Origin of the sequence: Ferrovibrio sp. (assembly GCF_041906005.1) — a bacterium.
Lineage (GTDB): Bacteria > Pseudomonadota > Alphaproteobacteria > Ferrovibrionales > Ferrovibrionaceae > Ferrovibrio.
The window spans coordinates 3,239,323-3,252,646 of sequence record NZ_JAYRJY010000001.1 but is presented as its reverse complement, the minus strand read 5'-3'; the positions used below and the strand labels follow the sequence as shown (position 1 = coordinate 3,252,646).

Here is a 13,324-nt window from a genome sequence, read left to right as displayed (position 1 = left end):
CGTCATGACCATCCGTAATCTCGACAAACTCTTTGCCCCCCGCTCGGTTGCCGTCATCGGCGCCTCGGATCGTTCGTCCCGCGTCGGTACCGTGGTGCTGGATAACCTGATCAAGGGCGGTTTTGCCGGTGCGATCTGGCCGGTCAATCCGAAATACCGCCACCTGCATGGCCTGCATTGCTATGCCAGCGTGCGCGCTTTGCCGGCGATACCCGACCTCGCCGTCATCGCCGTGCCTCCGCAGGCCGTGCCCGAGCAGATCGAGAAGCTGGGCATGATCGGCTGCCGGGCGGCCGTGGTGCTCACGGCCGGCTTGTCGAGCGAGACGCTGCCCGATGGCCGCACGCTGCAGCAGGCCATGCTGGATGCCGCCAAGCCGCACCTGCTGCGCATCCTGGGCCCGAACTGCCTTGGCATGCTGATTCCCGGCCTGCGCCTGAATGCCAGCTTCGCGCATACCGATGCCCAGCCTGGCCAGCTCGCCTTCGTCAGCCAATCCGGCGCGCTGTGCACCATCGTGCTCGACTGGGCCAAGCAGCACGGCATTGGTTTCAGCCACTTCCTCTCGGTGGGCGATTCCGCCGACGTCGATTTCGGCGACATCATCGATTACCTGGCCAGCGATCCGCAAACCCGCGCCATCCTGCTCTATATCGAGTCGGTGAAGAACGCGCGCAAGTTCATGTCGGCGGCGCGCTCGGCGGCGCGCAACAAACCCATCGTGGCGGTGAAATCCGGGCGCAATGCCCGCGCGGCCCAGGCCGCGGCATCGCATACCGGCGCATTGGCTGGCGGCGACGACGTCTACACGGCGGCCCTGCGCCGCGCCGGTATCCTGCGCGTGGACGGCGTCGAAGAATTGTTCGATGCCGTCGAAACCCTGGCGCGCAGCCGCAAGATGCCGGGCGAACGCCTGGCCATCATCACCAATGGCGGCGGACCCGGCGTGATGGCGGTCGATACCCTGATCGGCCACGGCGGCACGCTGGCCGACCTGAGCCCGGAAACCATGGCGGCCCTCGACGCCGCCCTGCCCGCAACCTGGTCGCATGGCAATCCGGTCGACATCATCGGCGACGCCCCGAGCAGCCGCTATGGCGATGCCGTGAAGATCGTGCTGGCCGATCCCGGCGTCGATGCCGTGCTGGTGATGCATGCTCCCACTGCCATCGTCCCGTCGCTGGAACCGGCCAAGGCCGTGGTGGAGGCGACGCGCGGCACGATGAAAAACGTGCTGACCTGCTGGTCTGGCGGCGGCGCCGTGCAGGCCGCGCGCAAGGTCTTCGCCGAAGCCGGCCTGGCGTCTTATGAAACGCCGGATGCCGCGGTGCGCGCCTTCGTGCACATGGTCGACTACCAGCGCAACATGAAGAACCTGATGGAAATACCGGCCGAACTGCCGGAAGATTTCCGCCCCGATCTTGCCGCCGTGCGCAAGGTGATCGACACCGCCCTGGCCGAGCAGCGCAGCATGCTGAACGAGATCGAGGGGAAACGCATTCTCGCCGCTTATGGCATTCCCGCCGTGCCGACCGAAGCCGCCGCTTCGCCCGATGAAGCCGCCGCGGCGGCTGAACGGATGGGCCTGCCGGTGGCACTGAAGATCCTGTCGCCCGACATCACGCATAAATCCGATGTCGGCGGCGTGGCGCTGAACCTGAGCAGCACGACGGAAGTGCGCACCGCCGCCGAGGCCATGCTGGCCCGTGTGCGCCAGCATCGCCCGCAGGCCCGCATCGACGGTTTCACCGTGCAACCGATGATCCGCCGCGCCCGCGCCCATGAACTGATCGTCGGCGCATTGACCGATCCGATCTTCGGGCCGGCGATCATGTTCGGCCAGGGCGGCGTCGGCGTCGAGGTGATCGGCGACCGCGCCATCGCCCTGCCGCCGCTGAACATGCATCTGGCCGACGACCTGATCGACCGCACCAAGGTCAGCCGCCTGCTCTCGGGCTATCGTGATTTCCCGCCGGTCGACCGCTCTGCCCTGTCGGCGTTGCTGATCCGCGTGTCGCAGCTGATCTCCGATCATGCCGAGATCGCCGAACTCGACATCAATCCGCTCTATGCCGACGATCAGGGCATGGTGGCGCTGGACGCCCGCATCGTGGTTCGCCGCAGTCCGGTGGTCGGCCATGACCGGCTGGCGATCCGCCCTTATCCCAGCGGCCTGGAAGAGATCGTCGAGCTGCGCAGCGGCGAGAAGGTTCTGCTGCGGCCGATCCGGCCGGAAGACGAACCGGCCCATGTCGATTTCGTCAACAATGTCTCGGCCGAGGATTACCGGCTGCGCTTTTTCTCACCGATGCGCAGCCTGCCGCACAGTGAAATGGCCCGTTTCACCCAGATCGATTACGAGCGTGAAATGGCCTTTATCGCCGTGCGCCTTGTCGAAAGCGGACAGCATGAAACCCTTGGCGTGGTTCGCGCCATCACCGACCCCGACAACCAGCGCGCCGAATTCGCCGTGCTGGTGCGCAGCGACATGAAGGGCCAGGGCCTCGGCGAACACCTGATGCGCAAGATCATTGTATATTGCCGCCAACGCGGAACCCGCGAGATCGTCGGCGATATCCTGCGCGAGAATCAGGCCATGCGCACCCTGGCCACCGAACTCGGCTTCCGGCCCAGTGGCCGCAGCGCTTCCGATGTGGTCGAGGTCATTCTGCCTTTACAACCCTGATGCGGATCAAGCCGCCGGGGGGATTTGACCGGCAAAAGCGGGGCCGGGCTTGTCCCGGCAGCCCCCCCTCTCTATCTTAACGGCCGAAGGGAGGGCCTTTCGCCCCCGGTCATGTCCATGCTCGACCCGTTCGGCCGTACAGTTTCCTATCTGCGCGTCTCGGTCACCGATCGCTGCGACTTCCGCTGTGTCTATTGCATGGCGGAAGACATGACCTTTTTGCCAAAGGCCGACCTGCTCAGCCTGGAGGAACTCGACCGGCTCTGCTCGGCCTTCATCGGCATGGGCGTGCGCAAGCTGCGCCTGACTGGCGGCGAGCCTCTGGTCCGTCGCGGCATCATGACCCTGATCGACAGCCTGGGCCGGCATCTGAAGACTGGCGGGCTTGATGAACTGACGCTAACCACCAACGGCAGCCAGTTGGAGAAATATGCCGCCGACCTCTATCGGGCCGGCGTGCGGCGCATCAACGTCTCGCTGGATACCCTGGATGCCGCCAAGTTCACCGAGCTGACCCGCTGGGGCCGGCTGGATCAGGTGATGGCCGGATTGCAGGCCGCCAAGGCCGCCGGACTGGCGGTGAAGATCAATGCGGTTGCCCTGCGCGGTGTCAACGACACCGAATTCGACGATCTGATCGCCTGGTGCGGCCGCGAGGGCTTCGATCTCGTGCTGATCGAAGTGATGCCGATGGGTGAAATCGGCGAGGCCGCGCGGATGGACCAATACCTGCCGCTCTCGATGGCGCGCGCGAGCATCCAGCGCAAATGGACTCTGGATGAAACCGATTACCGTACCGGCGGCCCGGCACGTTATTACACCGTGCGCGAAACCGGCCGCCGGCTCGGCTTCATCACGCCGCTGACCCACAATTTCTGCGAAAGCTGCAATCGCGTGCGGCTCACCTGCACCGGCACGCTCTACATGTGCCTGGGGCAGAACGATGCCGCCGATCTGCGCGCGCCACTGCGGGCCTCGGAAAGCAATGTCCTGCTGGAAGATGCCATCCGCGAGGCGATTGCGCGCAAACCCAAGGGCCACGATTTCGTCATCGACCGGCGCAAGGCGCCCGCCGCCGTGCCACGCCACATGAGCGTGACCGGCGGCTGAGCCCCGACGCCCGCATCACTCGGCGACGACTCCGATCGCCAGCGTGTACTGATCGGCCCGCGCCTTGTAGCTGAAACCCTTGCGCAGGGCCCACGACGTGATCTCGAAATGCAACGGCACGATGGCCTGGTCTTCCAGCGCCATCTGCGAGCCGCGCTGCAGCAGGGTCTGGCGCGCATCGTTGTTCACCGTGCGCAGGGCTTCCTCAATCAGGACGTCCAGTGCCGGGTTCGAATAACGGCTCTTGTTGGCCGTGCCGAAGCCCTTCTCGCGATTGACGGTGGCAACCAGCGACCGTAGCGGATTCGACATCTCGCCAGTACCGGCCGCCCAGCCGACCAGGGCGGCGGAATAGCTGAAGGCATCACGGTTCTTGAAGAACACCGTGCTGGGCACGGCTTCCACCTTCGACTTCACGCCCACACGGGTCCATTGCGAGGCCACCGCCTGCGCCACATCGGAATCGTTGATGTAGCGATTGTTGGGCGAGCCGATGGTGATGCTGAAGCCGTTCGGATAACCGGCCTCGGCCAGCAGCTTCTTGGCCGCGTCGGGGTTATAGGGGTCGGGCAATGCCTCACGCCGCGTGCCGAACATCGGATAGGGCAACAGATCGCCGGCCGGTTTGGCCAGACCCTCGACGATGCGGCTGGTGATCGCCTCGCGGTTGATCGCCAGCGACAGCGCCTTGCGCACACGCAGGTCCTTCAGCGGATTCTTGCCGTCAGTATCGGGAATGCCAGCCGTGGGTTCACCCACATCCAGCGCCAGATAGATCAGGCGGTTCGACAGAACCTCGCTGATCTTCACATTCGGATTGCCACGCAGCTTCTTGATGTCGGCCGGTGGCGGATTCTCGATCATGTCCACATCGCCGGCCAGCAGGGCGGCCACGCGGGCGGCATCGTTCGACATCGGGCGATAGATCACACGCTCCCATTTCGGCTTGCCGCCCCAGTAATCGGGATTGGCCGCCAGCACCAGACGATTGCCACGGGTCCATTCGACGAATTTATACGGACCAGTGCCGATCAGTCCCTCGCCGCGATTGAGCGCTTCAGTGGTGATTCCCTCGGCTATATCGGCCTTGGCGGCTTTCGACGACATGATCGCCACGCGGCTGAGGTCGTTGGGTAGCAGCGGCGTCGGAGCCTGGGTGATGAATTGCACCGTGTGGTCGTCGATCACCTTCACCTCGGAGACCGAGCGGGTGAACAGCGTGAACGGCGACGGGCTGTTTGGCACCTTGGCCGGTCGCGCCAGCGAGAACACCACGTCGGCCGCGGTGAACGGGCTGCCGTCATGGAACTTCACGCCCTTGCGCAGCTTGAATTCCCAGGTGGTGTCGTTGAGATTGCGCCAGCTCTCGGCCAGGCTGGGGGTCAGCTTCTGCGTCTCGTCCTGCTGGATGAGGGTATTGAAGATCGAATAGGCGATCTGATTGTTCGGGGTGATGTTGTGATAATCGGGATCCAGCGAGCTGGGTTCGGTGGAAAGGCCAATCTTCAATTCCTGCGCACCGGCCGCCAGGGGCAACAGCCCGAGGGAAATCGCCAATACCGCAGCCCGCATCACCGACGCCATGATCATCACCTTTCATGCTGAACAGGGCAGGAAGATTGACTCCTCGCGCCAAGCCTGACAAGGCCGGGCGGGATGGATGGCGGAACGGCGCCGGGACTGGCGCGGCCGAAGGGCCCCGCTATACTGCGCGCATGAACGCCTTCAGGAATATCGCCTTCGTTGCGGCCCGTGGCGACGCCGCCGAGGTGGCGCGCGACCGACTGGTCGCCCGCTATGGCGATGTGGCGCCCGAGCAGGCCGATGTTGTGGTGGCTCTGGGCGGCGATGGCTTCATGCTGCAAACCCTGCATCAGCATATGTCGACCCATGTGCCCATCTACGGCATGAACCAGGGCACGGTCGGCTTCCTGATGAACGAATACAGCGAGGACGACCTGCCGGCCCGCCTGGCCAGCGCCATCGCAACCGTGGTGCACCCGTTGCGCATGCGGGCGACGGCCGCCGACGGCTCGACCCATGAGGCGCTGGCGATCAACGAAGTCGCCCTGCTGCGTCAGACCCGCCAGACCGCCAAGCTGCGCATCGCCATCGACGGCAAGGTGCGGGTCGAGGAACTGGTCTGCGATGGCGCCCTGGTGGCCACTCCCGCCGGCAGCACGGCCTACAATCTTTCCGCCCACGGCCCGGTTCTGCCGCTGGATGCTGGCGTGCTGGCCCTGACGCCGATCAGCGCCTTCCGGCCGCGGCGCTGGCGCGGCGCCCTGCTCAGCCGGCGCGCAGTGGTGAAGATCGATGTTCTGGAAAACGCCAAGCGCCCTGTCTCGGCCACGGCGGATTTCAACGAGGTTCGCGACGTGATCGCGGTCGAGATCCGCGAGGCGCCCGATATCAGTCTCAAGCTGCTCTTCGATGCCGGCCACGGCCTGGAAGAGCGCATCCTCAACGAACAATTCCTCAGCTGAAAACAAAAAAACGCCGCGGGATCGCTCCCGCGGCGTTTCGTTTGGACCGGTTGCCCGATCAGTCGCGACTGACGCCGTTGGCGTAGGTGTACTGATCGGCGCGCGCCTTGTAGCTGAGGCCCTTGCGGGTCGCCCAGGGCGTCACTTCGATATGCAGAGGGATCAGGGCCTGATCGTCCAGCGCCATCTTGGAGGCCTGCTGCAGCAGGGCTTCGCGCTTCGGCGCATCGACGGTGCCGAGCGCCTGTTCGAGGATCGCATCCATCTGCGGATTGGAGTAACGGCCCTTGTTGGTGCCGCCGAAACCCTTTTCCTTGATCGGAGTCGCAACCAGCGAACGCAGCGGATCCGACATTTCGCCGGTGCCCGCGCCCCAGCCGGCCAGATAAGCCGAATAGGCAAACGAGTCGCGGTTCTTGAAGAACACGGTGGCGGTCGTGGCCTCCACCTTGGTCTTCACGCCGATACGGGTCCATTGCGAAGCCACCGCCTGCGCCACTTCCGCGTCGTTGATGTAGCGGTTGTTCGGCGTGCCCAGCGTGATCGAGAAACCGTTCGGATAACCGGCATCGGCCAACAGCTTCTTGGCGGCATCGGCATTATAGGCATCCGGCTTGGCATCCTTGCGGGTACCGAACATCGGATAGGGCAGGAAATCGCCAGTCGGCTGGCCCAGGCCCTCCATGATGCGGCTGGTGATGGCATCGCGGTTGATCGCCATCGACAGCGCCTTGCGCACGCGCACATCCTTCAGCGGATTCTTGCCGTTCGCATCGGGGATGCCCACGGTGGTGGGTTCCGAGAAACTGTCGAGATGGATGTAGATCAGACGGTTCGACACCGCCTGGCTGATCTTCACATTCGGATTCTCGCGCAGTTTCTTCAGGTCGGCCGGCGGCGGATTCTCGATCATGTCCACGTCGCCGGCCAGCAGGGCGGCCACGCGCGCGGCATCGTTCGACATCGGGCGATAGATGACCTTTTCCCACTTCGGCTTGTCGCCCCAGTAATCCTTGTTGGCCGCCAGCACGATGCGGTTACCGCGGGTCCATTCAACGAACTTGTAGGGGCCGGTGCCGACCAGGCCCTCGCCCTTGCTCAGCGCCTCGGTGGTCATGCCTTCGGCGACATCGGCCTTGGCGGCCTTCGACGACATGATCGCCACGCGGCTGACGTCGGTCGGCAGCAGCGGCGCCGGCGCCTTGGTGATGAACTGGATGGTGAAGTCGTCGATCACCTTCACTTCCGAGAAGCTGCGGGTGAACAGCGTGAAGGGCGACGGGCTGTTCGGCACCTTGGCGGGACGCGCCATTGAGAACACCACGTCGGCCGCCGTGAAGGGCGAGCCGTCATGGAACTTCACGCCCTTGCGCAGCTTGAATTCCCAGGTGGTGTCGTTGATCGCCTTCCAGCTCTCGGCCAGGCCGGGCGTCAGCTTCTGCGTCTCGTCCTGCAGGATCAGCGTGTCGAAGATGGTGAAGGCCATCTGGTTGTTCGGGCCGAGATTGTGGTAATGTGGATCGAGCGCGCTGGGCTCGGTCGACACGCCGATCTTCAATTCCTGGGCCTGCAGCGCAAGCGGCATGGCCGTCATGGTGCCGACCGACAGCAGCGCAGCCGCGGCCAGCATTTTCCATCGCATCATCATCACTGGTATCTCCCCTCAACTGGCGCAGGACAGCGCCGCATGGGGAGGCAGATTGCCGATTCAGGACGGGCCTGACAAGACTTGCCTAGAGCGCGAGTGCGATTGCGAAGGCGATCAGCACCGCACCCGCAATGCGGTTGATCCAGCGCCGCGATTCGCCGCCGATACGATGCCGCAGCGCAGCGACCGTGGCGCTCAGGATTGCCCACCAAAGCAGCGAACCGGCGAAAACGCCGGCAACCGCCGCCGCCGCTGGCCCCAGGCCCGGTTCGGCCGCCAATCCCAATCCGGCGAACAGGGCCGCGAAAGACAATACCGTGGCGGGATTGGCGATGGTGAGCGCGAAGGTGACGCCGAACAGCCGCAACGGCCGGCCGCTGAGCGGCGCATCGGCGGCCGCCGTTGCCGGTGCCGATGCGATGGTGCGCCAGCCGAGCCAGGCGATGAAGGCCGCGCCGCCCAACCGCAGGAGCGTTTCGGCCGCGCCAAGCTGGCCGGCCAGGGCCGCGAAGCCGGCAGCAGCCAGCGCGGCATAGATCGCATCGGCCACCGCCGTGCCGACGCCGCCGCTGAAGCCGGCCCAGAAGCCGCCCTGCAGGGAACGCTGGATGCACAAAACGCCGATGGGGCCGACCGGTGCCGCCACCGCCAGCCCCAGCAACACGCCGCGCAACAGCAGATCGAGATCCCCACTCATGCCATATCGGCGGCGATGGGGAGCGCGGCGGTTTCCTTGGCGGTGGACAAGGCCACCACCGTCTGGCTGCGCGGAATGCCGGGCAGCGCCTTGATGCGGCGGGCGATCACGTCCTCCAGCGCGGCCAGGCTGGCCGCCCGTACTTTCAGCAGATATGACCAGTCGCCGGTGACGTGATGGCATTCCAGGATGGCGGGCTCGTCGCGCACCAGCTTGAGGAAGGCGGCCTCGTGCTCGGGCCGCTCGATCAGCACATGCACGAAGGCCAGCACCGGACAGCCGGCCGCACCGGCATCGACCCGCGCGGCCCAGCCGGCGATCACGCCCTGCTTCTCCAGCTTTTTCAGACGCTCGTTGACGGCGGAGACCGACAGGCCGGCGGCGGCGCCGATCTCGGCATAGGAATCGCGCCCCTGCCGCTGGATATGATCGAGTATTTTCCTGTCCACCGAGTCCATGTCCGCAATATATGCGGCCATAAATCAGAAATACAGGAAATTATGTGGCAACCTCCAGCCCGACCGGACAGGCCACCCCGGTACCGCCTAACCCGCAATATCCATTGGGATTTTTCGCCAGATACTGCTGGTGATACTCCTCGGCATAATAGAAATCGGGTGCAGCGAGGATTTCGGTGGTGATCTGGCCCCGCCCGGCCTTTTTCAGCGCCAGCTGATAGGCATCGCGCGAGGCTTCGGCGGTTTTGCGCTGGGCTTCGGAATAAACGTAAATCCCGGAGCGGTATTGCGTGCCGACATCGTTGCCCTGGCGCATGCCCTGGGTGGGATCGTGGCTTTCCCAGAAGATCTTCAGCAGCGCGGCATAGCTGATCACCTTCGGATCGAACACCACCAGCACGACTTCGTTATGGCCGGTCAGGCCGCTGCACACCTCTTCATAGGTCGGATTGGGCGTATAGCCCGCGGCATAGCCAACGGCCGTGGTGTGGATGCCCGCGCCAGCCTGCCAGAATTTGCGTTCCGCGCCCCAGAAACAGCCAAGGCCGAACACGGCCTGCTCCATACCATCGGGAAATGGCGGTTTCAGCGGATTGCCGTTGACGAAATGCCTGGCCGGCACCGGCATTGCCGCGGCGCGGCCGGGCAGAGCCTTGTCGCGCGGCGGCATTTCGATCTTGTGACGCGGCACGGTGAACCACATAGACCAATCCTTTCGGCAGATGCACAGGAAGTGGGGCTGTTCTGCGCCGGCGTCAAGCCTGCCCTGCAGCCTGTCAGGTTTGCACCGGCCCGCAATCGGGCTAGTGTGCCGGATCAAGCAACCAGAATAATCCCGCGCTGATGTCTCCCCCCGCCTCGCTTGCCGCCCTGCCCGCCCCGCTTTACGCCCGCCTGCTCGGATACGGTACGCGCCGTGGCGTGGCTTCGATGATCCTGGGGATGGCGGCTTTCATCATCAACGACACGCTGATCAAGCTGGCCAGCACATCCGTGCCGACCGGCCAGCTGATCACCATGCGCAACATCATGGCCGCCGCGCTGATCGTTGTGCTGATCGTTGCGACCGGCCAGGCGGCGCATATCCGCCGCGCCGCCGACCGCGTGGTGATCGCGCGCAGCCTGATCGATGTGATCGCCACGCTGTGCTACCTGCTGGCGCTGTTTCATATGCCGATCGGCAATGTCACCGCCATCAACATGGCGACCCCGCTGGCGATGACGGCCGCCGCCGCCGTATTCATGAGCGTGCCGGTGGGCTGGCGGCGCTGGACCGCCATCGCCGCCGGTTTCCTCGGCGTGCTGCTGATCGTGCAGCCCGAGGCCGAGGGCTTCAACGCCTATTCCCTGCTGGCGATCGCCGCCGTGGCCTTCATCGTGGCGCGCGACCTGACCACGCGGCGGATCGATCACACCATTCCCTCGCTGGTGATCACGCTGACCAATGCCATCTTCGTGCTGCTGGGCGCGCTGGCGCTGAGCGCCTGGGAAGGCTGGGTGGCGGTGAGCTGGCTGCAGGTTCTGCTGCTGGCCGGCGCCGGGCTGTTCCTGATCGGCGGCTATCTGCTGATCGTGGATGCCTTCCGCCATGGCGATCTCGCCACGGTGGGGCCGTTCCGTTACACCGGCCTGATCTGGGCGTTGCTCTCTGGCTTCCTGGTCTGGGGCGACATCCCCAACCTGCTGGCTTTCGCCGGCATCGTGATCGTGGTGGCGAGCGGCCTGTATGTGCTGCACCGCGAGCGGGTGAAGGCCCGCGAGGAAGCGGCAACTAAACCTGGCGGGTGAACTCTTCCGCCGTCACGTCGGCGGCGCCGATATGGCGGATCATCGCCTGTTCGGCGGCATGGGCATCGCCCTGCAGGATCGCCTTCACCACCGCATCATGTTCGGCGAATGAACTGGCAAGCCGGCCGACCAGGCGGAACTGCGCGCGGCGGAACGGCGACAGGCGGCGGCGCACGGCGGCGGTGTTGTCGACCAGCGCCATGTTGTGGGTGCCTTCGTAGATCACGGTGTGGAAGTCGACGTTGAGCGCGGCATAGGCCTCGGCCTCGCCGTCGCGCACCATCAGGCGCGAGCGCTCGTGCAGGTCTTCCAGGGTCTTGCGTTCCGCTGCCGTCATGCGCTGGGCGGCGTAGCGGGCGCAGATCGATTCCAGCTCGCGCATCACCTCGAACAGGTCGTGCAGATGCCGGCGCGAGGGGATCGCCACCAGGGCGCCGCGATGGGGCCGGATATCCACCAGCCCGGTTTCCACCAGAGCCTTCAGCGCCTCGCGCACCGGCGTGCGCGACACGCCGAAGCGGTCGGCCAGATCCTGTTCCTCCAGCCGCGTGCCGGGCGGCAGCGCGCCCGACAGGATCAGATCGGCGATGCGCTGGCGCAGGGTGATGGCGCGGGTGGGCCGCCCCGCGGCTTCCGTCTCGGTCTCGGGCTTGAGCTGATTCATCGCGGGCCAGTCTAGCAAGCGAACCCCTACCCTGCTACCGCAGCCTTGCGCGGGGCGGCGAAGATGGGCAGGTTGCCGGCATGAGCGAGCCGCGCCTGAAGACCAAGCTGCTGGTGCAGGCCATCCTGCGCCGCTACGACCAGGAAACCATCCCGGCCTATATCCGCCGCAAGGGCGACCCCGATGCCGGCACGGTGCTGCTGAAGATCAGTACCGGCATCAACGAAGCGATCCTGCTGGGTCAGGCGCGCGACGCCGAGGGCCGGGCCGGCTGGCTGAAAATGGGGGGCGTCGAAAGACTTGAGGATGCCGCCGCCGAGGCCCTGATCGAAAAGGCCGTGAAGCGCGACCCCGACCTCTATGTGATCGAGGTGGAGGATGCGAAGGGCCGCCTGCTGGTGGACGGGCTGCTGCTGTAGCTTCGGATTGTCAGGGGATCGGGCGGAAGATGGTGGCTGGAGGCAGATTTGAACTGCCGACCCAGGGCTTATGAGTCCCTTGCTCTACCAACTGAGCTATCCAGCCATACCGTCTTCGGCGGCGCATGGAATACGAGGCCTCGCCCGGGATGTCAAGCGCGCCGCAACACCTTGTTTCTACGCCGCGATTTCGGCTTTCGCGGGCACGGATTTACCGGCCGCCGCTCCGGATGCGCGCGCGATCCAGCCGCCGCCCAGCAGGCGTTCGCCCGCATAGACCACGCCGGCCTGGCCGGGCGCGATGCCATATTCGGGTTCGAACAGCTCCAGCCGCGCGGCATTGTTCTGATCGGCAAAGATCCTGGCCGCCACGGCAGGCTGGGCGGAACGCAGCTTCACGCTGACATCCAGCCCCGCTTCCGGGATCGGATCGCCCAGCCAGTTCAGCTCGCGCAAATATACCACACTGCGCGCCAGCGCGGCCTTGGGCCCCACCACCACCTGGCGTTTGGCGGCATCCAGCCGCAGCACATAAAGCGGCTCGGGCCCCGCGACGCCGATGCCCTTGCGCTGGCCGACGGTGAAATGGATCACGCCATCGTGGCGGCCCAGCACGCGGCCGGCCTCGTCCACGATCTCGCCCGGCTCGGCCGCCTCGGGCCGCAGCTTGGTCACAACGGAAGCATAATCGCCGTTGGGCACGAAGCAGATATCCTGGCTGTCCGGCTTGTCGGCCACCGCGAGGCCGAATTCCTCGGCCAGTCTGCGCACCTCGGGCTTTTCCATATGGCCCAGCGGGAAGCGCAAATACTCAAGCTGCTCGGCCGTGGTGGCATAGAGGAAATAGCTCTGGTCGCGGCGCGGATCGGCGCCGCGCAGAAGCTGCGTCTGACCGTCTTCACTCACCACGCGCTGCACGTAATGGCCGGTGGCGAGGCAGTCGGCGCCCAGGTCGCGCGCGGTCTGCAGCAGGTCGCGGAACTTGACCCGCTGGTTGCAGCGGATGCAGGGGATCGGCGTTTCGCCGCGCACGTAACTGTCGGCGAATTCGTCGATCACCGACTGGCGGAAGCGGCTTTCGTAATCCAGCACGTAATGCGGGATGCCGAGGCGCTCGGCCACACTGCGCGCATCATGGATATCCTGCCCGGCGCAGCAGGCGCCCTTGCGCGAGATGGCCGCGCCGTGATCGTAAAGCTGCAAGGTGATGCCGATGACCTCATAGCCCTGCCGGACCAGCAGGCCGGCGACCACCGAGGAATCCACGCCGCCCGACATGGCCACCACCACGCGCGTGGACGCGGGGGCCTTCGGGAAACCGAGAGTGTTAAGAGCGGGCGTGGTCATGACGTCTATATATGTGCGCCT

At 65.4% G+C, this 13,324-nt stretch carries 12 protein-coding genes and 1 tRNA gene; 5 read left to right on the top strand and 8 right to left on the bottom strand.

From position 1 onward, the window contains the following. Nucleotides 1-4 precede the first annotated feature (4 nt). Nucleotides 5-2,686, top strand: coding sequence for a GNAT family N-acetyltransferase (locus ACE3OO_RS15990; RefSeq protein WP_374304432.1), 2,682 nt, complete (start codon nucleotides 5-7; stop codon nucleotides 2,684-2,686). A gap of 117 nt (nucleotides 2,687-2,803) precedes the next feature. Beyond that, complete coding sequence (gene moaA, locus ACE3OO_RS15985; RefSeq protein WP_374304431.1) at nucleotides 2,804-3,796, top strand: GTP 3',8-cyclase MoaA; 993 nt, start codon at nucleotides 2,804-2,806, stop codon at nucleotides 3,794-3,796. Nucleotides 3,797-3,811: 15 nt separating this feature from the next. On the opposite strand, the gene ACE3OO_RS15980 is transcribed toward moaA, so the two are convergent. Next, nucleotides 3,812-5,380 (bottom strand): ABC transporter substrate-binding protein, encoded by a 1,569-nt coding sequence (locus ACE3OO_RS15980; protein ID WP_374304430.1) that lies wholly within the window; start codon nucleotides 5,378-5,380, stop codon nucleotides 3,812-3,814. A gap of 131 nt (nucleotides 5,381-5,511) precedes the next feature. Between ACE3OO_RS15980 and ACE3OO_RS15975 the strand changes: the two genes are divergently transcribed. After that, nucleotides 5,512-6,282, top strand: a complete 771-nt coding sequence (locus ACE3OO_RS15975; RefSeq protein WP_374304429.1) for an NAD kinase — start codon at nucleotides 5,512-5,514, stop codon at nucleotides 6,280-6,282. Nucleotides 6,283-6,340: 58 nt separating this feature from the next. Here ACE3OO_RS15975 and ACE3OO_RS15970 read toward each other — a convergent pair whose 3' ends face one another. The 4 genes from ACE3OO_RS15970 to msrA form a co-directional block, all read right to left on the bottom strand. Further along, a complete protein-coding gene (locus tag ACE3OO_RS15970) occupies nucleotides 6,341-7,930 on the bottom strand; it encodes an ABC transporter substrate-binding protein (RefSeq protein WP_374304428.1) in 1,590 nt (529 codons plus the stop codon). An 85-nt stretch (nucleotides 7,931-8,015) separates the two neighbouring features. Further along, a complete protein-coding gene (locus ACE3OO_RS15965) occupies nucleotides 8,016-8,627 on the bottom strand; it encodes a LysE family translocator (protein ID WP_374304427.1) in 612 nt (203 codons plus the stop codon). Beyond that, entirely contained in the window at nucleotides 8,624-9,085 is a 462-nt protein-coding gene (locus tag ACE3OO_RS15960; protein ID WP_374304426.1) for an Lrp/AsnC family transcriptional regulator, read from the bottom strand. Before ACE3OO_RS15960 ends, ACE3OO_RS15965 begins: the two co-directional genes overlap by 4 nt. A gap of 40 nt (nucleotides 9,086-9,125) precedes the next feature. After that, nucleotides 9,126-9,788 carry a peptide-methionine (S)-S-oxide reductase MsrA gene (msrA, locus tag ACE3OO_RS15955; RefSeq protein WP_374304425.1) on the bottom strand — a complete coding sequence of 221 codons (663 nt, stop codon included), beginning with the start codon at nucleotides 9,786-9,788 and terminating at the stop codon, nucleotides 9,126-9,128. A gap of 140 nt (nucleotides 9,789-9,928) precedes the next feature. Between msrA and ACE3OO_RS15950 the strand changes: the two genes are divergently transcribed. Beyond that, a complete protein-coding gene (locus ACE3OO_RS15950; RefSeq protein WP_374304424.1) occupies nucleotides 9,929-10,873 on the top strand; it encodes a DMT family transporter in 945 nt (314 codons plus the stop codon). Here ACE3OO_RS15950 and ACE3OO_RS15945 read toward each other — a convergent pair. Further along, entirely contained in the window at nucleotides 10,857-11,537 is a 681-nt protein-coding gene (locus ACE3OO_RS15945; protein ID WP_374304423.1) for a GntR family transcriptional regulator, read from the bottom strand. The genes ACE3OO_RS15950 and ACE3OO_RS15945 overlap by 17 nt on opposite strands. Before the next feature lie 80 nt (nucleotides 11,538-11,617). Between ACE3OO_RS15945 and ACE3OO_RS15940 the strand changes: the two genes are divergently transcribed. Continuing rightward, on the top strand, nucleotides 11,618-11,956 hold the full coding sequence (locus ACE3OO_RS15940) for a DUF1491 family protein (protein ID WP_374304422.1): 339 nt from the start codon (nucleotides 11,618-11,620) through the stop codon (nucleotides 11,954-11,956). Nucleotides 11,957-11,986: 30 nt separating this feature from the next. Here the strand turns inward: ACE3OO_RS15940 and ACE3OO_RS15935 are convergent. Together ACE3OO_RS15935 and mnmA are read right to left on the bottom strand one after the other, a co-directional pair. Further along, a tRNA-Met gene (locus ACE3OO_RS15935) sits at nucleotides 11,987-12,062 on the bottom strand. Between the two features lie 71 nt (nucleotides 12,063-12,133). Then, a complete protein-coding gene (mnmA, locus tag ACE3OO_RS15930; RefSeq protein WP_374304421.1) occupies nucleotides 12,134-13,303 on the bottom strand; it encodes a tRNA 2-thiouridine(34) synthase MnmA in 1,170 nt (389 codons plus the stop codon). Nucleotides 13,304-13,324: the final 21 nt, after the last annotated feature.